Source organism: Paraburkholderia sabiae, assembly GCF_030412785.1.
GTDB classification, from domain to species: domain Bacteria; phylum Pseudomonadota; class Gammaproteobacteria; order Burkholderiales; family Burkholderiaceae; genus Paraburkholderia; species Paraburkholderia sabiae.
In genome coordinates this window covers 3,280,430-3,306,721 of record NZ_CP125295.1, presented here as the reverse complement: position 1 = coordinate 3,306,721, position 26,292 = coordinate 3,280,430, and the positions used below count along the sequence as shown (strand labels likewise).

At 62.1% G+C, this 26,292-nt stretch carries 25 protein-coding genes; 13 read left to right on the top strand and 12 right to left on the bottom strand.

Going from position 1 to position 26,292, the window contains the following annotated elements:
• Positions 1-125: 125 nt before the first annotated feature.
• The gene (locus tag QEN71_RS14820; protein WP_201651173.1) at positions 126-1,253 is read left to right on the top strand and encodes a 4-hydroxyphenylpyruvate dioxygenase family protein; all 1,128 of its coding nucleotides are present in this window, start codon (positions 126-128) and stop codon (positions 1,251-1,253) included.
• 18 nt (positions 1,254-1,271) lie between these two features.
• Here QEN71_RS14820 and QEN71_RS14815 read toward each other — a convergent pair whose 3' ends face one another.
• Complete coding sequence (locus tag QEN71_RS14815) at positions 1,272-1,901, bottom strand: helix-turn-helix domain-containing protein (protein ID WP_201651172.1); 630 nt, start codon at positions 1,899-1,901, stop codon at positions 1,272-1,274.
• A gap of 323 nt (positions 1,902-2,224) precedes the next feature.
• On the opposite strand from QEN71_RS14815, the gene amaB reads away from it, so the two are divergent.
• On the top strand, positions 2,225-3,724 hold the full coding sequence (amaB, locus tag QEN71_RS14810) for an L-piperidine-6-carboxylate dehydrogenase (RefSeq protein WP_201651171.1): 1,500 nt from the start codon (positions 2,225-2,227) through the stop codon (positions 3,722-3,724).
• Positions 3,725-3,852: 128 nt separating this feature from the next.
• The gene (locus tag QEN71_RS14805; protein ID WP_201651170.1) at positions 3,853-5,025 is read left to right on the top strand and encodes an NAD(P)/FAD-dependent oxidoreductase; all 1,173 of its coding nucleotides are present in this window, start codon (positions 3,853-3,855) and stop codon (positions 5,023-5,025) included.
• A gap of 10 nt (positions 5,026-5,035) precedes the next feature.
• On the opposite strand, the gene QEN71_RS14800 is transcribed toward QEN71_RS14805, so the two are convergent.
• The 5 genes from QEN71_RS14800 to QEN71_RS14780 form a co-directional block, all read right to left on the bottom strand.
• Positions 5,036-6,625 carry an alanine/glycine:cation symporter family protein gene (locus QEN71_RS14800; RefSeq protein ID WP_201651169.1) on the bottom strand — a complete coding sequence of 530 codons (1,590 nt, stop codon included), beginning with the start codon at positions 6,623-6,625 and terminating at the stop codon, positions 5,036-5,038.
• A gap of 163 nt (positions 6,626-6,788) precedes the next feature.
• Positions 6,789-7,298 carry a metal-dependent hydrolase gene (locus QEN71_RS14795; RefSeq protein ID WP_201651168.1) on the bottom strand — a complete coding sequence of 170 codons (510 nt, stop codon included), beginning with the start codon at positions 7,296-7,298 and terminating at the stop codon, positions 6,789-6,791.
• Between the two features lie 130 nt (positions 7,299-7,428).
• The gene (locus QEN71_RS14790; RefSeq protein WP_201651167.1) at positions 7,429-7,767 is read right to left on the bottom strand and encodes a sugar ABC transporter ATPase; all 339 of its coding nucleotides are present in this window, start codon (positions 7,765-7,767) and stop codon (positions 7,429-7,431) included.
• 217 nt (positions 7,768-7,984) lie between these two features.
• Positions 7,985-8,404 (bottom strand): hypothetical protein, encoded by a 420-nt coding sequence (locus tag QEN71_RS14785; RefSeq protein WP_201651166.1) that lies wholly within the window; start codon positions 8,402-8,404, stop codon positions 7,985-7,987.
• A 274-nt stretch (positions 8,405-8,678) separates the two neighbouring features.
• Positions 8,679-9,833, bottom strand: coding sequence for a porin (locus QEN71_RS14780; RefSeq protein WP_201651165.1), 1,155 nt, complete (start codon positions 9,831-9,833; stop codon positions 8,679-8,681).
• Between the two features lie 689 nt (positions 9,834-10,522).
• Here QEN71_RS14780 and QEN71_RS14775 point away from each other — a divergent pair.
• Positions 10,523-11,026 carry a hypothetical protein gene (locus QEN71_RS14775; RefSeq protein WP_201651164.1) on the top strand — a complete coding sequence of 168 codons (504 nt, stop codon included), beginning with the start codon at positions 10,523-10,525 and terminating at the stop codon, positions 11,024-11,026.
• A 24-nt stretch (positions 11,027-11,050) separates the two neighbouring features.
• Here QEN71_RS14775 and QEN71_RS14770 read toward each other — a convergent pair whose 3' ends face one another.
• The gene (locus tag QEN71_RS14770) at positions 11,051-11,479 is read right to left on the bottom strand and encodes an HIT family protein (protein ID WP_201651163.1); all 429 of its coding nucleotides are present in this window, start codon (positions 11,477-11,479) and stop codon (positions 11,051-11,053) included.
• Between the two features lie 461 nt (positions 11,480-11,940).
• Positions 11,941-12,378, bottom strand: coding sequence for a hypothetical protein (locus tag QEN71_RS14765; protein WP_201651162.1), 438 nt, complete (start codon positions 12,376-12,378; stop codon positions 11,941-11,943).
• A gap of 260 nt (positions 12,379-12,638) precedes the next feature.
• On the opposite strand from QEN71_RS14765, the gene QEN71_RS14760 reads away from it, so the two are divergent.
• The 5 genes from QEN71_RS14760 to QEN71_RS14740 all read left to right on the top strand — a co-directional run bounded on the left by QEN71_RS14760 (position 12,639) and on the right by QEN71_RS14740 (position 17,985).
• Positions 12,639-13,328 carry a CDP-alcohol phosphatidyltransferase family protein gene (locus QEN71_RS14760; RefSeq protein ID WP_201651161.1) on the top strand — a complete coding sequence of 230 codons (690 nt, stop codon included), beginning with the start codon at positions 12,639-12,641 and terminating at the stop codon, positions 13,326-13,328.
• A complete protein-coding gene (locus tag QEN71_RS14755) occupies positions 13,325-14,194 on the top strand; it encodes a HalD/BesD family halogenase (RefSeq protein ID WP_201651160.1) in 870 nt (289 codons plus the stop codon). The genes QEN71_RS14760 and QEN71_RS14755 overlap by 4 nt, the downstream gene beginning before the upstream one ends.
• A complete protein-coding gene (locus QEN71_RS14750) occupies positions 14,191-15,195 on the top strand; it encodes a flippase-like domain-containing protein (RefSeq protein ID WP_201651159.1) in 1,005 nt (334 codons plus the stop codon). The genes QEN71_RS14755 and QEN71_RS14750 overlap by 4 nt, the downstream gene beginning before the upstream one ends.
• A gap of 21 nt (positions 15,196-15,216) precedes the next feature.
• Positions 15,217-15,981, top strand: coding sequence for a phosphocholine cytidylyltransferase family protein (locus QEN71_RS14745; RefSeq protein ID WP_201651158.1), 765 nt, complete (start codon positions 15,217-15,219; stop codon positions 15,979-15,981).
• Between the two features lie 600 nt (positions 15,982-16,581).
• Positions 16,582-17,985, top strand: coding sequence for an MFS transporter (locus tag QEN71_RS14740; protein ID WP_201651157.1), 1,404 nt, complete (start codon positions 16,582-16,584; stop codon positions 17,983-17,985).
• 44 nt (positions 17,986-18,029) lie between these two features.
• On the opposite strand, the gene ehuA is transcribed toward QEN71_RS14740, so the two are convergent.
• The 4 genes from ehuA to ehuB form a co-directional block, all read right to left on the bottom strand.
• Positions 18,030-18,917: an ectoine/hydroxyectoine ABC transporter ATP-binding protein EhuA gene (gene ehuA, locus QEN71_RS14735; RefSeq protein WP_377791129.1), complete on the bottom strand. Its 888-nt coding sequence runs from the start codon at positions 18,915-18,917 to the stop codon at positions 18,030-18,032.
• The gene (gene ehuD / locus QEN71_RS14730; protein ID WP_201651156.1) at positions 18,914-19,573 is read right to left on the bottom strand and encodes an ectoine/hydroxyectoine ABC transporter permease subunit EhuD; all 660 of its coding nucleotides are present in this window, start codon (positions 19,571-19,573) and stop codon (positions 18,914-18,916) included. The genes ehuA and ehuD overlap by 4 nt, the downstream gene beginning before the upstream one ends.
• Entirely contained in the window at positions 19,570-20,241 is a 672-nt protein-coding gene (gene ehuC, locus QEN71_RS14725) for an ectoine/hydroxyectoine ABC transporter permease subunit EhuC (RefSeq protein ID WP_201651155.1), read from the bottom strand. The genes ehuD and ehuC overlap by 4 nt, the downstream gene beginning before the upstream one ends.
• A gap of 196 nt (positions 20,242-20,437) precedes the next feature.
• Complete coding sequence (gene ehuB, locus QEN71_RS14720) at positions 20,438-21,292, bottom strand: ectoine/hydroxyectoine ABC transporter substrate-binding protein EhuB (RefSeq protein ID WP_201651154.1); 855 nt, start codon at positions 21,290-21,292, stop codon at positions 20,438-20,440.
• Between the two features lie 237 nt (positions 21,293-21,529).
• Between ehuB and ehuR the strand changes: the two genes are divergently transcribed.
• The 4 genes from ehuR (at position 21,530) to doeA (ending at position 26,291) form a co-directional block, all read left to right on the top strand.
• A complete protein-coding gene (gene ehuR / locus QEN71_RS14715) occupies positions 21,530-22,927 on the top strand; it encodes a MocR-like ectoine utilization transcription factor EhuR (protein ID WP_407675467.1) in 1,398 nt (465 codons plus the stop codon).
• 155 nt (positions 22,928-23,082) lie between these two features.
• The gene (gene eutB, locus QEN71_RS14710) at positions 23,083-24,075 is read left to right on the top strand and encodes a hydroxyectoine utilization dehydratase EutB (protein WP_201651152.1); all 993 of its coding nucleotides are present in this window, start codon (positions 23,083-23,085) and stop codon (positions 24,073-24,075) included.
• On the top strand, positions 24,072-25,073 hold the full coding sequence (locus tag QEN71_RS14705) for a cyclodeaminase (RefSeq protein WP_201651151.1): 1,002 nt from the start codon (positions 24,072-24,074) through the stop codon (positions 25,071-25,073). The genes eutB and QEN71_RS14705 overlap by 4 nt, the downstream gene beginning before the upstream one ends.
• Before the next feature lie 9 nt (positions 25,074-25,082).
• Positions 25,083-26,291: an ectoine hydrolase DoeA gene (gene doeA / locus QEN71_RS14700; RefSeq protein ID WP_201651150.1), complete on the top strand. Its 1,209-nt coding sequence runs from the start codon at positions 25,083-25,085 to the stop codon at positions 26,289-26,291.
• The last annotated feature ends 1 nt before the right edge of the window (position 26,292 follow it).

Sequence of the window (26,292 nt, the reverse complement as noted above, 5' to 3'; positions counted from 1 at the left end):
TCTTTGAACCGAATAGTACAAAATTGAGGGTTGCACGAGTGCCGCCGCGCGGTGTAAAACACGATGCGCGACGCCCCCGACCTGTTTGTCTGCCGAGTTGAAATCGCACGATCATGGAGATGCACATGCCCAGCGACCTGCCGACCCCTAACGACGCGCTCAAGGCCGTCGCGGACCCGGAGCACAATCCGCTCGGCACAGCCGGCATCGAGTTCGTCGAATTCGCGGCGCGCAACCCGCAAATACTTGCCGATACGTTCGTGAAGCTCGGCTTCAAGCCGATCGCGCGTCATATCAGCAAGGACGTGACGCTGTTCCGTCAGGCCGACATGAATTTCCTGCTGAATGCCGAGCCGGATTCGTTCGCCGAGCGTTACGCGGAAGAATACGGCGTCGGCATCTGCGCGATCGGCATTCGCGTCGCCGATGCCCAGCGCGCTTACGACCGCGCAACCGAACTCGGCGCGTGGTCGTTCGAAGGCGAGCGCATCGGCAAGGGCGAACTCACGATTCCCGCCATTCAGGGCATCGGCGATTCGCACATCTATTTCATCGACCGCTGGCGCGGGCGCGGCGGCCAGCAAGGCGGCCTCGGCGACATTTCCATCTTCGACATCGACTTTCGTCCGATCGAAGTCAGCACCGCGCAAGCCGATCTGAGTCACGTCGGCACGGGTCTCGTGGCCGTCGATCATCTGACGCAAACGGTCGGCGCGGGCCGCATGCAGGAGTGGATCGATTTCTATCGCGAGCTGCTCAATTTCCGCGAAATTCACGAGCTGCACGCGAACTGGCATGTGTCGGCGGAATCGCGCGTGATGGTGTCGCCGTGTGGCGCGATCCGCATTCCGCTGTACGAGGAAGGCACGCGCCGCACGAGCCTGATGCACGAGTATCTGCCCGATCATCCGGGCGAGGGCGTGCAGCACATCGCGCTCGCCACCGACGACATCTTCGCGTGCGTCGACCAGCTGCTGGCCAACGGCATCGAACTGGTCGAGCCGCCGGCTGCGTACTACGAGCAGATCGACGCGCGTTTGCCGGGGCATGGGCTCGATATCGAGCGCTTGAAGCGCGGCCGGATTCTCGTCGACGGCGAGATCGGCGCGGATGGCATGCCGCTGCTGTTCTTTCAGACGTTCGTGCGGCGCCGCGAAGGGGACATTTTCTTCGAGATCGTGCAGCGCAAAGGCCATCACGGTTTTGGCGAAGGCAATCTCAGCGCGCTCGCGCAGGCGCGTTCGACTTCATAAAAGACCCTGTTTTAGGCCTTACTTCTTCGATGTATTGCCGCCGCCCGCGTGCGGCAGATCGGCATTGGTCGCCATCCACAGCACTTCCGCGTCTTCGTCGCTCGTCGAGACGGCCGCATGACCTGTGCGGCTGTCGAAGTAGAGGCTGTCGCCCGCATTCAGATGCGTCGGCGCGTACAGCTCCGAGTACAGGCACACGCTGCCGCTAATCACATACAGAAACTCTTCGCCTTCGTGGCGGCCCCAGTCGTCGAACGCGTCAAGCGTGTGCGCCGTGATCCGGATGCGGAAGGGCAGCATCGCCTTGTGCGCGAGGTCCGTCGCCAGCAGTTCCATCTGATAGCCGCGATACGCGTGACGCTGACCGGCGTCCTTGCGCGTGAGCGCGCGCCGGCCGCTTGCATTCAGCTTCGGCGTCGAGCCGAACAGTTCGCCCAGATCGATCTTCAGTCCCACGACGATCTTTTGCAGCACGTCGAAGGTCGGCGACATCAGGCCGTTTTCGATTTTCGATAACGTCGAGCGCGACACGCCGCACAAACGGCTCGCTGTTTCGAGCGTCAGATCGTGGGCGAGCCGCGCGGCGCGCACGCGGCGGCCGAGATCGGACGTCGAGGATTCGGACGACTTGGTGAGCGAGGTATCCATGAATATGAGCGACTTGCGGGGTAAGACTTTTCGTGTTTCCGATCATAACATCCAGCATCTCGCGGACGTCCGTGCTGAAGGTGTCCGGGGCCATCCAGGCCTGCTTATTTCCGATCTGAAACGAATCTGGAGAGTGTGCCCGAAGCTGTGCTGCGCTGGGAAGTATCGCAGGCAAAAACCCGGGAAAACCCTCGTATTTTGCGATTTTTCAGGCACTGGCCGATCTCGCAAAATCATGTCGCAGCGCCGCTTGTCGACATAAATCACGGCGTGTATAGTTTCCGGACTTACTTTTGTTTCGTATCGGAAATAAGGGAATCAAGATGAACGCATCGAGCATCCTTGCCGATCTCGGCATCGCAGACGCAGCGCAAGCAGGCGATATCGCTGTCCACTCGCCCATCACGGGCGAACTCATCGGCCGCGTGGCCAGCCAGACGGCGGCGGACGTCGACGGCATTCTGTCCAACGCGAAGCAGGCCTTCGAGCAATGGCGCAACGTGCCCGCGCCGCGCCGCGGCGAACTCGTGCGTCTGCTGGGCCAGCGTCTGCGCGAGAAGAAGCAGGCGCTCGGCAGCATCATCACGCTGGAGACGGGCAAGATCCTGCAGGAAGGCCTCGGCGAAGTGCAGGAAATGATCGATATCTGCGACTTCGCGGTCGGCCTGTCGCGCCAGCTGTACGGTCTGACGATCGCCTCGGAGCGCCCGGGCCACCGGATGGCCGAATCGTGGCATCCGATGGGCACTTGCGTCGTGATCTCGGCGTTCAATTTCCCGGCGGCCGTGTGGTCGTGGAATGCGGCGCTGGCGCTCGTGTGCGGCAATGCTGTCGTATGGAAGCCGTCGGAGAAAACACCGCTGACGGCGCTCGCCGTCAACCAGATCCTCAACGAAGCACTGAAGGAATTCGGTGATGCGCCCGCGGGCCTGACAGCCGTCGTCAACGGCGGACGCGACGTCGGCGCGAAGCTGGTCGCGGACCCGCGCGCGTCGATCGTCAGTGCGACGGGCAGCACGGAAATGGGCCGCACGGTCGGCGTCGAAGTGGCGAAGCGCTTCGGCCGCTCGCTGCTCGAACTCGGCGGCAACAATGCAGGCATCGTCGCGCAGACGGCCGATCAGGAACTCGCGCTGCGCGGCATCCTGTTTTCGGCGGTCGGCACGGCGGGTCAGCGCTGCACGTCGCTGCGCCGACTTTTCGTGCACGAGAGCGTGTATGAGCAGACCGTCGAGCGTCTGAAGCAGCTGTACGCGAAGGTGCCGATCGGCAATCCGCTCGAAAAGGGCACGCTGATGGGACCGCTGATCGACAAGCAGTCGTTCGCGCGCATGCAGGAAGCGCTGCAACAGGCGGCAGCCGAAGGCGGCAAGGTGACGGGCGGCGAGCGCGTCGAAGTGAAAGGCTACGAGAACGGCTATTACGTGCGTCCGGCGCTCGTCGAAATGCCGTCGCAAACAGCCGTCGTGCTCAAAGAAACCTTCGCGCCGATTCTCTACGTGCTGCGCTACAAGGACTTCGACGATGCCGTCGCGATGAACAACGCAGCGCATCACGGCCTGTCGTCGTGCGTGTTCACGACGGACCTGCGCGAAGCCGAGCGTTTCCTGTCGGACTCGGGCAGCGACTGCGGCATCGCGAACGTGAACATCGGACCGAGCGGCGCGGAAATCGGCGGCGCGTTCGGCGGCGAGAAGGAAACGGGCGGCGGGCGCGAGTCCGGTTCGGATGCGTGGAAGGCGTACATGCGCCGCGCGACGAATACCGTCAACTACTCGTCGGCGCTGCCGCTCGCGCAGGGCATCGACTTCAACATCGGCTGATGTTTCGGCGCGGCGCGTTCGGCCTTCGTGTGCCGTAACGTGCCGCTGTCCGGTGTTCGATCCAATATCGCTTTTCAGCCCGTCGCGGACATGCGTTGTCCGCCGACCCGCTTCGTCTGAGGTGGCCTGTGAGTTCGAAAGTCGTCGTTGTCGGTGGAGGCGTGATCGGCAGTTCGATCGCGTATTTCTTGCGTCTGTCGGACCCGAGCGTCAGCGTCACGGTGATCGAACGCGATCCGACTTATGCGCGCTCGTCGTCGGCGTTGTCGGCGGCGTCGATCCGGCAGCAGTTCTCCACGCCGTTGTCGATCGAGATGTCGCTGTACGGCATCGAGTTCTTGCGGACGATCGGCGAACGGCTTGAGATCGACGGCACGAAGCCTTCCATCGATCTTCACGAAGGCGGCTATCTTTTCCTCGCGACGCCTGCGGGCGAAGCGACGCTGCGCGAGAATCACGCGCTGCAGAAGCGTCTCGGCGCGGACATCACGCTGCTCGACAGCACGGCGCTGGGCGCGCGCTTTCCGTGGCTCAACACCGACGATCTGAGCGCGGGCGCATTCGGCGAAACGGGCGAAGGCTGGTTCGACGGCTACGGTCTCGTGCAGGCGCTGCGCAAGAAGGCGCAGGCGCTGGGCGCGCGCTATGTCGCCGACGATGTGACGGCGCTGCATCGCGAAGGGCGGCGCGTTACGCACGTTTCGACCGCGAGCGGCGAGACGTTTGCGTGCGACGTCGTCGTCAACGCGGCGGGCGCGTGGTCGCGGCGCGTGGCGTCGATGGCGGGCATCGAGTTGCCCGTGTATGCGCGCCGCCGCAGCATCTTTAACGTCAGCTCACCGGCGAAGCTCGGGCCTTGTCCGCTGCTGATCGATCCGACGGGCGTGTATTTCCGCCCTGAGGGCACGTCGTTTATCTGCGGCACGTCGCCTTCGGCGGATAACGATCCCGACGATCTCCCCCTCGACGAAGTCGATCACGCATTGTTCGACGACGTGATATGGCCGACGCTCGCGCATCGCGTGCCGCAGTTCGAAGCGTTGCGGGTCGAGCATTGCTGGTCGGGCTATTACGAGTACAACGTGCTCGATCAGAACGCGATCATCGGCCACCACCCGGACATCGATAATTGCATCTTCGCCAACGGTTTCAGCGGCCACGGATTGCAGCAAGGCCCGGCGACCGGGCGCGGTGTCAGCGAACTGATTCTGCACGGCCGCTACACGACGCTCGATCTTTCGTCGCTCGGTTTTGCGCGCGTGCTGGAGAACCGGCCGATCGTCGAAAAAAACGTAGTGTGAGGCGGGCGCGTCACGTTTCGACGCGCTCTTTCGGTGCGTCGACGGCCTGCTGAACAGCGATGCGCTGTCCGGCCGTCCAGTACTCGGTGCGCACGCCGATCTGCTCCGACACGAACGGTCCGCCGCGTTTCGTCCGATAGTGCGCGAGCGCCTTGTAGACGAGCCCTTGCCCGAGCAGCACGATCGGGACATTGAGCAGCACCATCACGATGTTCATCAGATCGGACAACGCCCACAGGTTCGGCAATTCGAGCCCCGCCAGCACAGTCAGCGCGCCGAACGGCACGAACACGAGCGAACCGGCTACGCGAATGCCCGTGATGAACGTGTGGCTGCGCGAGATGAAGTTCGCCGAAATCTCCGCGAACGAAATCATGCCGAGCAGCGTGGTAAACGCGAAGAGCCCATAGCACACGCACATCACGATCTTGACGACGTGCGCAAGCGACGCGGGAACGAGCGTCTGCACGGAAGCCAGATAGACCGTGATCTTCGACGCGCGCACGGATTCCCAAGCCTGGCCGTCGATCGTGCCCGTCCACACGTGCGCCATCACGACGATGAAACCTGTCATCGTGCAGATCACCATCGTGTCGAAGAACACGCCGAGGCTTTGCACGAAGCCCTGTTCGCACGGGTGATCGTTGTCGGCGATAGCGGCGGCCATCGTAATCGTGCCTTGCCCCGCCTCGTTCGACATCAGCCCGCGCTTGACGCCTTGCGCGAGCGCCGTGCCGATCGCGCCGCCGAACAGTGCGTGCGGCGCGAACGCGCCGACGATCACCTCGTGGAAGAAGTACGGAATGAGCGGCAGGTTGATCAGGATGATGACCAGCGACATCAGGCAGAACAGGGTCGCCTTGATCGGCACGAGCACGTCGGTATAAGCGGTTACGCGCCGGATGCCGCCCATGATGATGAACGAGCACGCAACGACGAGGCTCGCGGCGATCACGTAATACACCGTCGACTGGCGCGCGAGGTGCGTGCCCGCGACGGTATCGGCGATCGTGCCGAGCGCGGTGAAGATGTTGAAGGTTTGCGGCGGCACGTTGAACAGCGCATACACGATGAACACCAGCGACAGGAATGTGCCGGCGATGCGCCGGTCGCCGAGAATGCGCCGCCCATAGAACGGCAGCCCGCCGACGAATTCGTCGTGTTTCTTTTCCTTGAAGAGCTGCGCGAGGACGGATTCCATGAAGGCCGTCGCCATGCCGAAGAACGCGGCGACCCACATCCAGAACAGCGCGCCCGGACCGCCGACGGAAATCGCGCCCGTAATGCCGACGATATTGCCGGGCCCCGCGCGCATCGCGAGACCGAGCATGAATGACGCGAGCGCGCTGACGCCCGTATTCGACGACTGACGGCGCAGCATGATGCGCACGATGCTGCCGATGTTCATCGTCTGCACGAAGCGCGTACGGATCGAAAAATAGATGCCGACGCCGACCAGCAACAGGATCGCAAACGGGAATTGTCCGAGTACGGGTATCCGCGCGTACGCGGCGAAGTTGGTCGGAAAGTCCCAGAGCAGATCCGAGATGGGGGCGATGAACGCAAAGAATGCGTTCACGGATCGGAAGAGATTCTCCACGCGGGCTTTCCTCTATCGCAGGCGTTCGAAATTCGAGATTGGCGTGAAAGGCGCGGTGGTTAAGAGTCGCGCGTACTGCCGTCGTGGGCTGCCATTATACGGATGTGTGGCACTCCTACGGACATGGCAAATGGGAGTAGGAAAAAGCGTCGTGTACGGCAGGCTAGAGTAGTTGTCTGAGCAGAGACATCGGTGCCGCGCCGTGCATCCAGACACGCGAGACGACGAACCACGCACCGGCCCACGACGCCGCGACGATGATCAGATCGCAATGCCCGCTATTCCAGAGATTCAGCGAATGACGCCCGACGAGCCACGGCACGCCGAGCGGATTCGGCCAATCGGCCAGCAGATGCATCACGCCGCCGCACGCGAAGCCGAAAGCCACGGCCGCCGCGGGATGATGCGGCATCGCGTGCCAGGAGAAGAACAGCGCCGCGAGCCAGCCGATGCCCCAATGCGTCGCCGTTCGATGCGTGATCCACAGACGTTTCCTGCGCGACCACCACGCCACTTCGAGCCAGTCCGGCGCGGTCGCGCCCGCCATGCCCGCCACGAACGCGAGCCACGCCCACATATGCAACGGACCTTGCGATCCATAGCGCGCGACGAGTGCTGCCGCGATGACGCCGGCCGCCCAGCCTGTCGCGTGATGTGCCTTGCTCGATGCCATTGAAGTCGCGCGTCGACGAGCGGCGCGATGAAACACGGGGCGGCCATCTTCGCAGAAGCACAGGCGAAAAAATAGCCCGCGAAACAGGCGGGCTATGGCTGCGGGTGTTGCTGTTACGAAGACTTACACATCAGGTCGTGCAACGTGCAATGGCAAAGCGCATTTCCTCTTCGGGCGGATCGTCGCCCGTGCCGCGCATGACCTTGATCACCGAGCCGCCGGACGAAGGCGTCAGCGTGATGAAATACGATCCGTTCGACGAAGAGCCGACGGTGAGATCGGTCACGCCGTTGTTCTTCGAGACGTGCACGCGCGACAGGCGGCTGTCGAGGCAACGCGCGATCTCCGACGCGGGCCGCGCCGACGATGCATACACCATCGGTTCGGAAGAAGCGCTGGCTCCGGGGCCGTGCGACGAACCGCACGCGGCGAGAATGGCGATGGGGGCGAGAAGAATCAGTCGTTTCATGGTCGTGTCGTCGGCGTCTGCGTGCTGCTGGGAACGTGGGCGCAAGCGAAGCGCGAGGCTTCGCGACGAAACCGCTTGCGCCGCCACGCTCATCCTTCGGATGAACTGTTAACGACTGCAAACTCGGCTTTGGCCCGAAGTATACAGACGCAAGGCTGATAAGGATGCGCATCGTGTTAGAAATTAATTCGAAGCGGATCGCCGCACACAACGACGGCTAGAAAGTATTCCTGTAGGCGAGGCCGAGCGTCGTGCCGTGCGCGTTGCGGTGATACATGATCGCCCAGTGCGTCAGCGCCGCGCCCGTCAGCGCGCCGAGCGCGTCCGCTGCAAGATCCTTGTAGGAAAAGCCATCGGTGGTGCAGGTGCCGTCGATCACTTCCTTCGCGAGGCCCGGCACGGCGCCGAGTAGCGTGCCGTAGATGACGGGATGCTGCGTGTCGCGCGCGACGTACGCGCCCAGCGCCCCGAACGGCGCGGATACGGCGAAGTGCTCGAGCTTGTCGGTGCCTGTCCAGCTGTCCGATGTCTGCATTCGCCAGCCGCTATGCGTGCCGCTGCATTCGAAAGCCGCGTGTGCGGCCGAACTCGCGGCAAGCATCAGGGCGAGCGCCCCCGCGTGTCTGATAGTCGTCATATGCTCTCCGTTGTGTTTTCTTGGTTCGCGCGCAATCTGTCAGAAAAATCCTGCACGCGTGAGCATTTAACGACAGAATGAATCGGATACTTAGTAAACCGAAAGAAAAGTGTCAACGAATGTGTCGATGGACGGCGACGTGCAGACATCGCGCAAAAAGAAACGCGCGCGTGCAAGGAGCACGCGCGCGTTTCTTTTTGCGTTGCCGGCGGCACAAGAGGCCGGACCGGATCGTCATCCGGACTGCGGCACCTCGCCGTCGTCAGGCTACGGCTTAGAAGCGGTGACGCAGGCCGACTGCGACAGCCGTCTGGTTTTGCGTCGACGACGGCGTCAGCGTGTTGATCGACGCGACGTTTGCGCCGAAGTTGCCGAGGCTACCCGAAGCGTGCTGGTAGACGCCTTCCAGGTACACGTCGGTGCGCTTGCTCAGCGAGTAGTCGCCTTGCAGCGAAACCGTGTGCCACTTCGGCGAGCCGTCGCCGTTCGAACCCGAAACCTTGCCGTCCGTGAACGTGTACGCAGCGGCCAGCGCCAGAGCCGGCGTCAGCGCGTAGCGGCCGTTGACTTCGTAGTTGTCCATGTGCAGGTTCGTGCCCGACAGACCGTTGATGAACGTGCCGCCGACATTCGCGCTCTGCAGGTTGTCGAGTTGCGTGTGCGTCCAGATCAGGCCGAGGGTCGCGGGACCGTACGTGTAGTTCGCGCCGACGCCGTACGTGCGTTGCGTCTGTGCGGCCAGTTGCGCTGCGCCGTTAGCGCCCGACGAGATCGCGCCGCCCGTGTTGTTGCTGCCTGCGTTGTTCAGTTGCAGGTAAGCCGCCGCGACGTTCAACGGACCGTTCTTGTACGATGCGCCCGCGCTCCATGCCCGGTTGTCGGAGAAGCCGTTCGCTTCGTTCGAGAAGCCGTACAGGCCGCCGAATTGCAGGCCGGCGTAGTTCGCGCTCGTGTACTTGACCGAGTTCTTGATCGAGAACGAGTTGTCGAGGTTGTCGTTGTCGAACGGGTGGCCGGCCAGGTTGTTGCCGTAGCCCGAACCTGCTGCCGACAGCGGCGCGAGGTAATCGACGACGGAGTCATATTGACGGCCGAGCGTCACCGTGCCGAACTGGTTGCTTTGCAGACCGACGTACGCCTGACGGTTGAACAGCGTGTTGCTTTCCTTGAAGCTGCCGTTGTTCAGGTTGAAGCCGTTCTCCAACGTGAAGATCGCGTGCAGGCCGTTACCCAGGTCTTCGCTGCCGCGCAGGCCGAAGTACGTGTCCGACACCGTGCCGCTGCCTTGCTGCCAGTTGCTGTGGCCAGCCTGGTTGTTCGTGTAGACGAGACCGGCGTCCAGCGTGCCGTACAGGGTGACGCTGCTTTGGGCGTTGGCCGATGCTGCGAAGGCGCCGAGAACGCCCGCGACGATAAGGGTTTTTTTCATGCTTTATAACTCCGAGACTTTGCGTGGAGATCGCAATACGGAACACGCGCTGCGATGCGTGCCGTCGATCCGGAGCGAAGTGTATTACTGATATTCCTCTGCTTACTTTCGTCTGACGCAACAATGCTTTCCAGAAAACGGAACAGATGAATTAACGCCGCTAAGTATTTTGCTTTTAAAGGATTTTTTGAAACCGGCGGCGATTGGCGAGCATGTTGTCAATCGACGGATTGTTGCAGTGGCGCGACGGTGACAGCGGAAAGTCAGGCGGGTTAACCCGCTGAAAACTGTTTTCAAGGGCTTTTGCAAGCATCTATTCATGCGATTTTTGGAAAGGTACTGTTCCAGCCGATGGTCTCGCCGAACCTGGATAGTGCTTATAGAATTCTTCTTGCCCCTTGACCAAGGGTTGTCTTTTTCATCTGTTTTTATTTAGCGGCCTCGGGCCGCTTTTTTTTGCCTTAATAAAAGCGAAGAGGTTTTGATCGAATAATCACAAAAGACTGTTTCATAAATCGATATCGAATTCGATTGAACTTTTTTATATTCGCACGGTAATGGAACTTGCCTTGTCCGTTCGTTATAGGCAGGCAGTCGGGGCGGTTCTGGCGCGGCGCGCGCGGGTAAAATGCGGTTTTTCGAGCCGCATGCGCGAGGCAGCGGCGCCAGACGAACCGTAAAGAAACGCAATGACCGACACGCTTCTCCCCGACACCGACGCAGCCAACGCGTCCGAAGCCGTACACGAAGACCGCCTGTGGCACGACAACGGCTGGACCGCGCGCGTCATCAAGAACGAAGACGACGACGGCTGGGCTGTCGAGATGATCAAGGACGGCGAGGCCGAACCCGCGCTGGTGGGCCCGTGGACGATGGGCCGCGACAAGAAGAATCCGAAGCCGCTGGATACGGGCGCGTTCAATACGCTGGTGAAGACGGCGTCGGAAGTCTTGCGCCGGCATGAGCAGCAACTGCACGCGCAGTTGCACAAGCGGATGAGCGTGGAATCCGGCGACGACACTGTCGAGGTGACGCTCGACATCGTGCCGGACGAAGACGATCCCTATGCGTTGCTCACCGCGTTCGACTCATTCGGCGAACAGCTCGCGCAAGTGAAGGTCGCGCCGAATTTCAAGCTGAGCCGGGCGAGCGCGGCGTCGTGGGTCGAGAACGAATTTCGTCGGCCCGGCTGACGCCGCTTGTTTCAACGCGACGCGTCAGGCGGACTTGTCCAGTTCCGCCTTGAGGCGCTCTGCAAGTGCGCGCAGTTCGTCGAGATCGGCGCGCTCGGCGGCGTGAATCTTGAGCGGAATGCCGTCGTGGCGCGGAATCACGTGGAAGTGCACGTGCGGCACGCTCTGGCCCGAAGCCGCGCCGTTCAGCTGCGCGACCATCATGCCCGGCGGGTTAAGGACGGCTTTGACGGCAAGCGCGACCTTGCGCGTCGTGCGGATGGCGGCGGCTGTCGCGTCTTCCGACAGTTCGAACAGTTCGGCGGCAGGCTCTTTCGGCAGAACGAGTACGTGGCCTTCCGCCTGCGGCATGATGTCCATCAACGCGACGGTGTGCTCGTCTTCGTAAATGCGGATCGACGGCAATTCGTCGCGCAGGATGCGGGCAAACGGGTTCTGCTGATCGTAGGGCATGAAGGGCTCCGGTGGTCAGATGCGATGGCCTCGTCGAAGGCCGTGCATGAAGATCCGGGGATTTTAGCCGACGCGCTTTCGCGTGGTGCGCGACTCGATGTTCCTTTCGCGGCAGGCACTTGCAAGCGCTGTGCTCAGGTTGTCCACATCCTTCTCCACGGAATCTGTGGACAACCTCGCAGTCAGTTCCGGCGCGAGAATGCGGTGTCCGGACGGAGCAAGCTTGAATGCACCGGATGCAAATCCAATCGCGTCAATGACTTGCGCTGGTCGTGCTCAGGTTGCCCACAGGCTTTTCCACGAATCTTGTGGACAACATGGCTCGCAAAACCGCACTTCGCATAGCCGTTCGACGGGCAGAAGCGCCTGCGCGTGCACGATGCACATTCCGAACGGGATCAATGACTTGCGGCGTTCATGCGCAGGATACTCACAGCCTTACCCACGAAAAGTGTTGATAACTAGCTGCGCTTGCAGAAGATCGCCGTTACGTGCGGCGCGACGTGATGGACGATGGCCGTGCTGCCCGCGGCCGTGACAGCAGTTTGCACTTTCTCGTCGCTGCCCCAGACCACCGCGCCATACGCGGATTTCGCGAGCGGCTCGCCGCTGCCGACGCGGAAGATGGGATCGTCCTGTTCATAACCGACGACGGCGAACACGCTGAAGCCGTACGCATCCAGATTCGCGCCGCGCACCGGGCGGAAGGCGTTGATCGAATTGCTTTCGACGCGCATCGGCTTCGGGTCGATCAGCTGTTGCGAGGCGAGGTCGGCGATGAACTTGTGCGCCGATTCGTCGCAGGCGAGCGCGGCATCGAGCGAGGCGGCGCGCGCAGCAAGCGGCAGCGCAGACAGCAGCATGACGATGAAAGCGGAGCGGACAAAAAGCTGTTTCATGTTTTCGACGGAGCGTGCGCGCGGGCGTTATGAGCGCGCACAGAGAAAAGCGGCAAAAAGCACGAAGAAACCGTGACGATCAGTGACGAACCAGCGAAAATAGCGTCCTTACGACCCGGTAACATCGGCATGACAGACGCGCACTCTACCTGTGTTCGGCAATTCGTGCTGTCGGGTCAACCACGACTAGGTCTTTGAAAAGCAACAGAATTGTGCGCGACTACGGCAAGAAATTGCGATCCCGTATATATTTCCGGGTTATGACTTCGCAATCACACCCTCCCCGGAACGTTCCGCCGGCCCGCATGTGGGACGCACGGCTTGCCCGGCGGCTCATCATGCCGCTCGTGGATACACCCGTCACGCCGAATCACCTGACCACCCTGCGCCTGCTGATCGGTCTCGCAGGCGGTGTGGCATTGGCTCGCGGCGGATTCGCGTGGACCAACATCGGCGCGTTGCTGATCGTGCTGTCCAACTTCGTCGATCACACCGACGGCGAACTCGCGCGCGTCAGCGGCAAGTCGAGCCGCATCGGTCATTTTTACGACCTCGCGAGCGACGCGCTCGTCACCGTGCTGCTGTTCGGCGGCATGGGTTATGGGATGACGTCTGCGCAGGTCAGCAGTCTGATCGGCGTGCATGCGTCGCCGTTCCTGCTCGGAACGATCGCGGGTATCGCGGTTGCGCTGATTTTCTTCCTGCGCATGCGCATCGAGGAAATGGCGGGCAAGGCGGGCACGAAGCAGGCGTCCGTCGGCGGATTCGAAACGGAAGACGTTCTGTATCTGTTGCCGCTCGTCACGCTGACAGGGGGCGTTGCACCATTTCTCGTGGCTGCGTCGATCGGCGCGCCGTTATTTGCTGCGTATGTGGTGATCGATTACCGGCGCGTCGTGCGCCGCACTCGCCCGGCGCAAGAAACCAGTCAGGCAGTGGCCAGCCAATGAGCGTGCCCGCAGAACAAAACGTGATGACACCCAACTCGATGGAAAGCACTGCCGGCCTCGCGCCGGCTTCTGCCGTTTCTGGAACGGCGTCTGCGCCGGCGCATGCATCGAACGGCGCGCCCGATCCGGATCGCGCCGTCGCGAGCCGCGTCCGCACCTTCGACAATGCGAAGCTGCGCAAAGACTACGACGATCAAAGCGCGTTTCTGTACCTCGAAGACTTTCTCGCGCCCGAAGTGACGGCGCAGCTGGTCGCGGCGGCGCGTGGCCTGCTGCCGGAAGTGAACCGCAACTATCTGCCGGGTCACAAGCAGGGCGGCAGCGTCAGCCGTCATACGATCGACCGGCTCGCGCCGTTCATCGCGCAGCTGTATCGCTCGAAAGAGCTGATCGGCTGGCTCGAGCAGTTGACGGGCGACAAGCTGCTGCTGTCGCCCGCCGACGATCCTCACGCCTACGCGCTCTATTACTACACGAAGCCGGGCGACCATATCGGCTGGCACTACGACACGTCTTACTACGACGGCCGCCGCTACACGCTGCTGCTCGGCGTGATCGACGAATCGTCGTGCCGTCTCGACTACGAACTGCACACGCGCAATCCCGACAAGGCCGACTTGCCCGGTTCGGTGCAGATTCCGCCGGGCGGTCTCGTGTTCTTCGACGGCGACAAGCTGCGCCATCGCATTTCGCCGGCGCTGGAAAACGAAATGCGCGTTTCGCTGACGTTCGAGTACGTCACCGATCCGAACATGCGCCCGTGGCGCCGCGTCATCTCGAACCTGAAGGACGCGATTGCGTACTTCGGTTTCCGTCAGGTGTTCAGCCAGTTCGCGCGCCGCAATGCCAAAGGAGAAGGCGTGTGACGCGTGCAGCCATGATCCTGCTGACGATCGGCGGCGGGCTGTTCGTCGCGCTGCTCGCATGGCAGGGCTTCGGCTCGGTCGTGTCGACGCTGATGGCGGCTGGCTGGGGTCTCGCGATCGTCGCGGCCTTCCATCTGCTGCCGCTCGTGCTCGATGCGGGCGCGATCTCGGTGATGTTCAACCGCAAGCAGAAGGAAGTGACCGAGCGCGACGCGGTGTTCGCGCGCTGGATCGGCGAATCGGTGAACAGCCTGCTGCCTGCCGGGCAGATCGGCGGACCCGTGATGATGGTGCGTCAGCTGTCGCAGCGCGGCTTGCGCATGCGCGACGCGGCTGCCGCGATCACCGTCAGCACCACATTGCAAGCGCTCGCTCAGATCGTTTTCGCGATGCTCGGCTTGCTGCTGTTCGGCGCGTCGGCTGCGCACGGCGCGATGCAGGATTTGCAGACGGCGGCGCTGATCGCAACGGGCGTGCTCGCGGCGATGATCGTCGGCTTCTATATGGCGCAGCGTCGCGGCCTGTTCGGCAAGGCGCTGCGCGTCGTGTCGAAAGTGTTCGGCAAGCGCGACTGGTCGGCGCTGACGACGCGCGCCGATGCCGTCGACGCCGCCGTGCGCGAACTGTACGATCAGCGTGGCAAGGTCGCGGCGAGTTTTGCGTTCAGCCTTGCGGGCTGGATCGTCGGAACGGTGGAAGTGTGGCTCGCGCTGCGCTTTCTCGGCCATCCCGTCGGCTGGGTCGATGCGCTGCTGCTCGAAAGCCTCGGGCAGGCGATACGCGGCGCGGCTTTCGCGATTCCGGGCTCGCTCGGCATCCAGGAAGGCGGCTATCTGCTGCTGGCGCCGCTCGTCGGTCTGCCGCCGGAAGCGGCGCTCGCGCTGTCGCTGGTGAAGCGCGCGCGCGAACTGCTGCTCGGCTTGCCGGGTCTGCTGTATCTGCATTTCAGCGAACGTAGCTGGCAGCGGCGGCGCGATGCGCGACTGCCGGCTGTCGATTGATTTTTTTAGAAAGGACCGCGAATGCGCGCCATCATTCTTGCTGCAGGTCTTGGCCTGCGTCTCCAGCAACCTGTTGGAGAACAGTTTCCCAAATGCCTGCTGCGTTTCGACGGCGTGACGCTGCTCGAGCGTCATCTGCAGATGCTCGACGCAGCGGGTGTCGATGACGTCGTGCTGGCGCTCGGCTTCCAGCCGGAGCTGGTCGAAGCCGAACTGGAGCGGATCGAGTGGCCGCACAAGGTCGAGATCAAGCTGAATCCGCGTTTCGATCTGGGCAGCGTGCTGACTGTTCACACTGTCGCTGACGCGATGACGGCCGGCGGCGATGTGCTGCTGATGGACGCCGATGTGCTGTATGACGAGCGCATTCTGAGCGCGCTGGTCGCTGGCGAGCATGCGAACCGTCTTTTGATCGATCGCGATTTTGAGGCAGGCGATGAGCCTGTCAAGCTGTGTCTGAAGGACGGCGTGCCTGTCGAGTTGCGCAAGCAGCTGGCTGTTGGGCTCGAGTACGACACGATCGGTGAGTCGGTTGGGTTCTTCCGTCTGCGTGAAGAGACGGCTAAGCGGTTTGCCGAGATCGTTGCGGGGTATGTCGATAGCGGGCGCGCGAATATGCCTCATGAAGAGGCTGTGCGGGATCTGCTGCTCGAACGCAGCCATGTGTTCGATACGGCGGATGTTACCGGCGCGCCGTGGATCGAGATTGATTTTCCCAACGATGTGAAGCGCGCTACCGCTGAGATTTTGCCGATGTTGCAGCCGTTGGTGGGTGCTGCGCGGTAAGGTTTGGTTTTTAGGTTTTCGCTGGCATCCGCTTTTTCGTGTCGGTTTATTAGCGTTGCCCCTGTGCGGGGCGGCACCTACTTTTCTTTGCAGCGGCAAAGAAAAGTAGGCAAAAGAAAGCCGCTTCAAACCTCCGGTGCCTGCCAGGATAACGCCACGGCGCACTTTCTTCGAGCCGTCGCGCAGCCACGCAAACACTTCGTAGAAAGCCCGCAGTCAGGCGCGCGCGGCGCGAAAGATGACATCCACCTGGGGCACATTCGGTCGGCTTGTTTTTGGTGCGTGCCGTCGATTGGTTGCGGCGGCATGTGCTCCAGACTGTGTGGGCTTTTCGCGCCGTGCGCGGTTGACTGCGGGCTTTCTACAGAGTGCGGACGTTGCTGCGCAATTGCTCAACTGCGGCATCCTGAAGCGGTATCCTGGCAGGCACCGGAGGTTTGAAGCGGCTTTCTTTTGCCTACTTTTCTTTGCCGCTGCAAAGAAAAGTAGGTGCTGCCCCGCACAGGGGCGACACTAATAGACCGAAAACATAGAGCGGATGCCAGCGCATAGGCAACCCCAACCTACCTTCCAAGTCGAAGACAAAACCAAAAACCTGCTATGCCCCTGGCCATAGGCCCCTTCCTGGTCCCCCTGATCGTCGCCTGCGCGATGTTCATGGAAAACGTCGACTCTACGGTCCTGGTAACGTCGCTACCAGTCCTCGCCCGAGATCTCGGCCACGACCCGATCACCCTCAAGCTCGCAATCACGGCCTACGTCATCGGTCTGGGCGTCTTCATCCCAGTCTGCGGCTGGGTCGCCGACCGCTACGGCCCGCGGTCCGTCTTCCGCACCGCCATCGGCATCTTCATGGCAGGCTCGCTGATGGCCGCCGCATCGACGAATCTGCCGCTCTTCGTCGCGGCGCGCTTCGTGCAGGGCGTCGGCGGCGCGATGATGGTGCCCGTTGGCCGCATCATCATCTTTCGCTCGGTGCCGAAGTCGGACTTCATTCGCGCCGTCAACTATCTGACCGTGCCCGCGCTGCTCGGACCCGTCATCGGGCCGCCGCTCGGCGGTTTCATCACGACGTATCTGCACTGGCGCCTGATTTTCATCGTCAACATTCCGATCGGGCTGTTCGGCATCTGGCTCACGAATCGCCACATCGCGAACATGCGCGAAGCGCATCCCGGTCCGCTCGACTGGACAGGCTTCATTCTGTCGGCGGGCGGCGCGTCGCTGTTCATGCTGGGGTTGTCGCTGGTCGGCGGCGAACTGGTGTCGAACAGCGTATCGACGGCCATGTGCGTGATCGGCGCCGCGCTGTTGCTGATCTACTGGCGCTACGCGAGCCGCGTCGAACGTCCCGTGCTCGATCTTAAACTGCTGCGCATTCCGAGCTTTCACGCGAGCGTCGCGGGCGGCTCGCTGTTTCGCATCGGTCTTGGCGCCGTGCCGTTCCTGTTGCCGCTCGCGTTGCAGGAAGGGCTCGGCATGACGCCGTTCGGCGCGGGCACGATCACGTGCGCGTCGGCATTCGGCTCGATTTTCATGAAGACGATCGCGTCATCGGTGCTCGCGCGCTTCGGCTTTCGACGCGTGCTGATGTTCAACGCGATCCTCGCCGGCTGCGCGATCGCGAGCTACGGGCTCTTCGGACCCGGCACGCCGCTCGTGTTGATCTGGTGCGTGGTGCTGTTCGGCGGCGTGTTCCCGTCGTTGCAGTTCACGTCGCTGAACTCGCTTGCGTATGCGGACATTCCGAGCGCCGACGTCGGACGCGCGACGAGCGTCGCAAGCGTCGTGCAGCAGATTTCGCTTGGTCTCGGCGTGACGATCGCGGGCATCGTGCTGCAGATTTCGCACAAGCTGCAAGGACATCCGACTATCGTCTGGACCGACTTCTGGCCCGCGTTCTTCGTGGTCGGTCTGTTCTCGCTCGCGTCGATTCCCGTGACGGCGAAGCTGCCGCATAACAGCGGCGAGGAACTCGCGCGCGGCGGAAGAGGACGGGCGTGACGCGAGCCTGCTAGCGCAACGTCACGCCTTCACAACTAATAAAATCAAACCGCTTCTCGAACTGCACGCAAGAACTGCTGCGTGCGCTCATGCTGCGGCGACGTGAAGAACTGCTGCGGCGGCCCTTGCTCGATGATCTTGCCTTGCGAGAAAAAGCACACACGGTCCGCGAATTCACGCGCAAAACCCATCTGGTGCGTGACCATCAGCATCGTCAGATTGTGCTCTTCGCCAAGACGTCGGATCACGTTCAACACTTCGCCGCATAGTTCGGGATCGAGCGCGGACGTCACTTCGTCGAACAGCATCACTTTCGGCCGCATCGCGAGCGCGCGTGCAATTGCGACGCGCTGCTGCTGACCGCCCGACAGTTGCGACGGATAGTGATTGCACTTGTCTTCGAGACCGACCAGCGACAGCAATTCGCGCGCGCGCTCCGTCGCTTCCTTGCGAGAGAGCCCGAGCACCTGCATCGGCGCTTCGATCGTGTTGGCGATCGCCGTCATATGCGGGAACAGATTGAAGCTCTGAAACACCATGCCGATCTTGCTGCGCACACGGCGCAGATGCGACATCGACGCAGGCACCAGCGAGCCGTTCTTGCGCATGTGAGTGAGCGGCTCGCCGTCCACTTCGATCATGCCGCCCGTCAAAGGATCGAGCGTCATCAGCACGCGCAAGAGCGTTGATTTGCCCGAGCCGCTCGGCCCGATGATCGCCACTTTCTCGTTAGGCGCGATGTCCAGATCGAGTTCGTCGAGCACGGTGAGCGCGCCATAGCGCTTCGTCACGCCGGCGAAACGGACCATCGGCTGTTCGCCTTTCGCGTTCGAGGTTTCGCTAAGTGCGGCAGCGGAATCGCGCTTCATCTCTTTCTCCATCACAGGGGACTCGGACTGCAAACGGGTATCGGTGTCGACGCGTGTTTTCATGGCAGCCTCAAGCGGTATTCAAGCCGCCGCACGAGTTGCGCGAACGTGATGCTGATGACGAGGAAGAACAGACCCGCGAGCGTGATCGGTTCGAGATAGCGGAAGGTTTCCGAACCGACGTTCTTTGCCTGCTGCATCAATTCGACCACGGTGATGGCCGACAGCACGGGCGTGTCCTTGAACATTGCGACGAGGTAATTGCCGAGCGCGGGAATGATGGGCCGCACGGCTTGCGGCAGAATCACACCGCTATACGTGCGCCACGGCGACAGCGACAACGCACACGCTGCTTCCCACTGTCCGCGCGCAACGCCGTTCAGTCCCGCGCGATACACCTCCGACGTGTAGCACGCATAGTGCAGCGCAATGCCGATCGTGCCTGCCGTGAGCGCGGACATCGTCACGCCGTAAATCGGCAGCACATAGAAGAGCACGTAGACCTGAATCAGCAGCGGCGTGCTGCGGATGAACTCGACAACGAACCCGACCGTCCGCGCGACAGGCTTGATATGACTGCGCCGCAGAATCGCGAGCACGAGGCCGAGCACGAGCGCGATCGCAAAGCCGACCAGCGTGATCAGGATCGTGTAGATCGAAGCGCGCGCCAGAGCGGGCAGGATATGCGCGGCGTACTGCAAATCGAAGAAGTTGTTCATGGCGCCGCCTTTCGCGTGGTGTGCGCGATGATGCCGTGGCTCACGCGACGTTCGAAATAACGCATCACCGTAGCGAGCAATTGTGCAAGCACGAAGTAGATGACGAGCGTGAGGCAGAAGATCTCGGCTGTCTTGAACGTCGCTTCATCGAGCTGACGTGCGCGGAACGTGAGATCCGACAGCGTGATCAGCGAAACGAGCGACGTGCCCTTCAACAGTTCGATCATCAGGTTCGTTGCGGGCGGCAATGCGTTGATCATCGCTTGCGGCAGCACGATGCGGCGCATGCGCGTGAACGCCGACATGTTCAGTGCGACGGCGGCTTCGAACTGGCCGCCCGGCACTGAACGCAGTGCGCCGCGCAGAATCTCCGAGCCATATGCGCCGTAGTGCAGACCCAGTCCGACGATAGCGACCGTGAATGGCGTCAGTTCGATCCTGAACGGCGGCAGCGGCAGCACGAAAAAGAACCAGAAGAGCTGCACGAGCAGCGACGTGCCGCGAAAGACTTCGACATACACGTTGCCGACCCAGCGCAGAGGCGCCCAGGGCGAGAGCTTGGCGGCCGTGGCGACGAAGGCCATCACGATGGCGAGCAGCGTGCCGAAGATAGCGATCTCGATCGTGACGATCGTGCCTTGCAGCAGCAGGGGAAACAGTTCACGCATGGCGGTGGCCTCGCTTGCATGATGGCGCGTCGATGCGCACGGGATTGAATGCTGGAAGCAAATCAGGTGCCTCGTTCGAGCGCACGATTCACATTGCGCGGCACATCAGCCGTGCAATGAAGCCGTGCAATGAATCGCGGCTCTGGGACGGATGCGCATGCTCATGTGCGTCGACGTGCATGCGCATCGCACCGCATCACTTGCCGCAGATATCCGCGGCCGTCTTCGTGGTCACGTTCGTCTTGTCGAAGCCGAAGGGACTGACCGTCGCGAGATGATCGGGCGTGCCGAGCCATTGATGCAGCTGCTTGTTCACGGCATCGCGCAAGTCCGTATCTTCAGGCCGGAACGCGAGCGCGCCGTAGCCCGTATGCTTCGGATCGTCCTTGAAGGTCGAGACCGTTTCGACCTGTCCCGCATCTTTCGCGGCGAGACCCTTCATAGTCAGCGCGGTGCCTGCGGCAGCATCGGCACGGCGCGTGCGCACGGCCTGCAATTGCGCCGTCGTATCGGGCACCTGCAGCAATTGCCCATCCTTCACGCCGGATTCGCGCGAATTGGCGACTTCGACCGCACCCGACATCACCGCGAGCTTGAGGTCGGGTTGCTTCGCGACATCGCCATAGCTGTGCAGATTCTTCGGATTGCCCTTCATCACGAGCAGCGTGTCCTGGATCTGATATTGCGGATCGGCGAACGCGACCTGCTTGCAGCGCTCGGGCGTGATGTACATGCCCGCTGCGATCACGTCGAAACGGCCTGCGCGCAGGCCTGGAATCAGCGAGCCCCATTCAGTCAGCACGGCATCGACTTTCTTCACGCCGAGTTTCTCGAAGATCTTTCGGGAGATTTCCGGCGACTCGCCCGTCACCTTGCCGTCCGGCTGCGTATAGGCGAACGGTGCTTCGTTCGCATAGCCGATGCGGACCTCGCCGGTACGCTGGATGCGCTGCAACGTCGTTTCAGCCGACGCGAACTGGGTGTGCATGGCGAGACCGGCTGCCGCGAGGCAGAAGGCGCCGAGCATGACTGACGTGCGCTTCGATTTCATATCGATTCCGTGTGAGGGCGAAAAAGAGTAGTAAATGGCGCGGTGCGACGTGCGCCTGAAACCCGGGAAAACCCGATGTGGCAAGCATTCCAGGCGGTTCGAGAGGCTCCGGATACGACCACGAACGCAGCATACAAAGCCATTTTTTTGTTCCGATTGCTCTAGGACAATAATTTTCGCCGCCTCTTTCGTCGCACTATGCATGTTATGAACATGCCTGTAAGGGAGAGGCAGCAGGTGATCGAACATTGGCGGGAAGCGGTCGGCGCGGTGCATGGCGTCGAGTCGAAATACAAGAGACTGGTCAAGGCCATTGCCAGCGATATCGAAAGCGAGTCACTGCGCGCGGGCGCGCGTCTGCCGCCGCAGCGCGATGTCGCGTCGGAGCTGTCCGTCAGCGTGCAGACCGTGACGAACGCGTACAAGGAACTGGAGCGTCAAGGGCTGATCCGCTGCGAAGTGGGGCGCGGCAGCTTCGTCGCCGAGCGCGTGACGGAAACGATGTCGAACTACATGCTCGATACGGCAGAGCGTTCCGTCGTCGATTTTTCGATTGCGCGCATCATCCATACGCCCGAGCACGACGCGATGTGGCGCAAGGTATGTGCGACGCTGTCGAAGATCGAAGACCAGCCGTGGATCCGTGCGTTCAGGCCGATTGCGGGCTTCGAGCATCATCGGCAGGCGGGCATTGCATGGCTCCAGTCGATGGGCATGCCTGCGTCGATGGACACGCTGCTCGTCACCAACGGCGCCGCGCACGGCATCTTTCTCGCGCTCGCGTCGCTCGTCGGTCCCGGCGATACGGTGTTGTGTGAAAGTCTGACCGATCACGGCGTGATCGGCTCCGCAAATGTCCTGGGGTTTACGTTGAAGGGACTGGAGATCGACGAATACGGCATTCATCCCGAGCACTTCGAAGAGATGTGCGACAGCGAGCGCATCACGGCGCTCGTGTGCACGCCGACGCTCAACAACCCGACCGTCGCGATGATGCCCGAGTCGCGGCGGCGCTCCATTGCACGAATAGCGGAGCGCTATGGCGTGTTCGTGATCGAAGACGATGTATATGGTCCGTTGCCGACCACGCGGCCCGCGCCGATATCGAGTCATATTCCCGATCTGTCGTTCTATTGCACGAGCATGTCGAAGTCGGTGCTCGCGGGCTTGCGCATCGGCTATATGACGACGCCGCGCCGTCTCGCGCTGCGCGCGGAAAGCGTGCTGCGTGTGAGCAGCTGGATGGCGACTTCGCCGATGGCCGAAGTAGCGACGCGCTGGATCAACGATGGCACGGCGGCGCGTCTTGTCGAAACGCAGCGCGAACGGCTTGCGATCCGTCAGGCGCTTGCGCAAAAAGTACTCGGGCAGTACGTGCTCGGTTCACATCCGCAGGCGCTGTCGGTGTGGTTGCGCGTGCCGAATCATTGGCAGGCCGATCGGCTCGCGCGCGAGTTGCGCAACCGCAATATCGCCGTGACGTCGCCCGATCCGTTTCTGGTGCGCGGCGCCGAACGTCCGAATGCCGTGCGCCTTTGCGTGGGCGCGGAAGTGAGCGACGAGGTGTATGAGGAAGCGCTCGAAACGATGCGTGACGTGTTCGAGCAATATCCGCAGGTGCACGATTTCGGTTGAGCGCGTCATGGCTGCGGACATGCTGAATCGAAATGTACCAGGACAATAGAAAACAATATTTAGAACATTAGACTGGCCTTATTGAGTCCGATGTGAAGCGCGTCGAGTACCGCGACGCGAACCGCATTGGTCGTGAATATGTGCAAGGCCTGTCAATGTCCGACCTCTCGCTTGCCGATGTCTATCGCGCCCGGCGCCGTATCGAAGGGCGCGTGCTGCGCACGCCGCTCGTCGCGTCGCCTACCTTGTCGGCGGTTGCGAATGCACCCGTCTATCTGAAACTCGAAACCGTTCAGCCGACCGGCAGCTTCAAACTGCGCGGCGCAACCAACGCGCTCGTGCGTCTTGCCGAAGCGGGTTGCACGCGTGTCGTCACGGCATCGACGGGCAATCACGGACGCGCCGTTGCGCACGCCGCGCACGCGCTCGGCATCGAGGCGGCGGTGTGCATGTCGTCGCTCGTGCCTTCAAACAAGGTCGAAGCCGTGCGCGCGCTCGGCGCGCATGCGCACATCATCGGCAAGAGTCAGGACGATGCGCAGCGCGAAGCGCAACGTCTCGTGCGCGAAGAAGGCTATGCGTATGTGCCGCCTTTCGATCATCTGGATGTGATTGCGGGGCAGGCGACCATCGGCGTCGAAATCGCCGAAGACTTGCCCGATGTCGAACATATCGTCGTGCCGCTGTCGGGCGGCGGCCTGTTCGCAGGCATCGCGTTCGCAGCAAAGCAGATCGCGCCGACAGTGCGTTTGACGGGCGTGACGATGGAACGCGGCGCGGCGATGCACGCGAGTCTCGCGGCAGGCAAGCCCGTGCTCGTCGATGAAGTGGAGACACTCGCCGATTCGCTCGGTGGCGGCATCGGCCTCGACAACCAGCATACGTTTTCACTGACACGTCAGTTAATTGATGAAGTCGTACTGCTCGACGAGGCGTCGATTGCGCGCGGGATCGTGCATGCCTATGAAGACGAGCATCTCGTGCTCGAAGGCGCCGCCGCTGTTGGCATCGCAGCGCTGCTCGCGGGACGTCTCGGCAACGCATCTGTTGCACGCGGTCCGATCGTGCTGATCGTGACGGGCGCGAACATCGATATGAAACAGCATCGCCGCATTGTCGGCGAGGCATCACAAGGAGCGACGGCATGACGGCCATTACCCTGCTCGGCGAAGCGCAACTGAGAGAACTCGTGCCGCTCGATCTGCCCGCAATCGATCAGGTCGAAGCCGCGTTTCTCTCGCTCGCCACGGAAGCCGTCGCGATGCCGCCCATTCTGCGTCTCGACTTGCCCGAGCATCGCGGCGAAGTCGATGTGAAGACAGCGTATCTGCCGCGCTTCGACAGCTTTGCGATCAAGGTGAGTCCCGGCTTCTTCGATAACCCGAAACTCGGACTGCCGAGCCTGAATGGCCTGATGCTCGTGCTGTCCGCGAAGACGGGACTCACGGAAGCTGTGCTGCTCGACAACGGCTATCTGACGGCAGTGCGCACCGCGGCTGCGGGCGCGGTCGCAGCGCGTTGGCTCGCCAAACAGCATGCGCCGAAGGTCGCCGTGATCGGCGCGGGCGAACAGGCACGTCTGCAATTGCGGGCGCTGTCGATGGTGCGAAAAGTCGAGCACATGACGGTGTGGGCGCGCAATCGCGTGAACGCCGAGCAGTTTGCAGCGGACATGTCCGCGCAATTGCGCATTACCTGCGAAGTCGCGCGCGACGTGCATCACGCGCTCGCCGAAGCCGACATCGCAATCACGACGACGCCGAGCACCGAGCCGCTGATTCAAGCAGCGGACCTGCATCCCGGCCTGCACATCACGGCGATGGGCTCGGATGCGGAGCACAAGAACGAGATCGCACCGCAAGCACTCGCTGCGACGCGCTATGTATGCGATCGCGTCACGCAAACGCGCGTGCTCGGCGAACTGCATCACGCGATCGAAGCAGGTCTCGTCGATGCACATGCGCCGCATGCCGAACTCGGACAGATCATCGCAGGACAGGCCAAAGGCCGCACGAGCGACAGCGACATCACGCTCTGCGACTTGACGGGCACGGGCGCACAGGACACGGCCATCGCGACGCTTGCCGTCGCTCGTGCGCGGGCGGCCGACGCAGGGACCATTTTCCGCAACGACATGAAGCGCTGAGAGGAGACCATGTCAGATACACCTCAACCGGCGACGCCAGGCGTGCGTCTGCCGTTCGATCGCAGCGAGTACGACGCGCGCATCGCAAAGACGCGGCGCGCCATGGAGAAGGCCGGAATCGATCTGCTGATCGTCACGGATCCGACCAATATGGCGTGGCTGACAGGCTACGACGGCTGGTCGTTCTACGTGCATCAATGCGTGCTGCTCGCGCTCGATGGCGAACCCGTCTGGTACGGCCGGGGACAGGATGCGAACGGCGCGCTGCGTACGGTGTTCATGAAACGCGAGAACATCGTCGGCTACCCGGATCATTATGTGCAGTCCACCGAGCGTCATCCGATGGACTATCTCGCGCGCGAAGTGATCGAAGCGCGCGGCTGGCAGACGCGCCGTATCGGCGTCGAAATGGACAATTACTATTTCAGCGCTGCTGCGTATGCATCTTTGCAGCGCAATCTTCCTCAAGCGACGTGGCGCGATGCGACGGCGCTCGTCAACTGGCAGCGCGCCGTGAAGTCGCCGCGCGAGATCGAGTACATGCGCATTGCCGCGCGCATCGTCGAGAAGATGCATGCGCATATCGTCGAACGTATCGAGCCCGGCATGCGCAAGAACGATCTCGTCGCCGAGATCTATTCGGCGGGCGTGACGGGTGTCGACGGATATGGCGGCGACTATCCCGCCATCGTGCCGCTGCTGCCGACGGGCGCCGATGCCGCCGCGCCGCATCTCACGTGGGACGACACGCCTTTCGAAAAGAACGCGGGTACGTTCTTCGAAATCGCGGGTTGCTTCAAGCGCTATCACTGTCCGCAGTCGCGCACGGTGTATCTCGGCAAGCCGCCGCAGCATTTCATCGATGCGGAAAAAGCCGTTGTGGAAGGCATCGAAATGGGTCTTGCGGCAGCCAAGCCTGGCAATACCTGTGAAGACATTGCGAACGCGTTCTTCGCGGTGCTGCGCAAGTCGGGTATCGAGAAGAACAGCCGCTGCGGTTATCCGATCGGCGCGAGCTATCCGCCCGACTGGGGCGAGCGGACGATGAGCCTGCGTCCCGGGGACAAGACGGTCCTCGAACCCGGCATGACGTTCCACTTCATGCCGGGCCTGTGGCTCGACGACTGGGGACTCGAAATCACGGAAAGCATCCTGATTACCGGGTCGGGCGTCGAGACCTTCTGCAACACGCCGCGCAAGTTGTTCGTTAAGGAGTAGT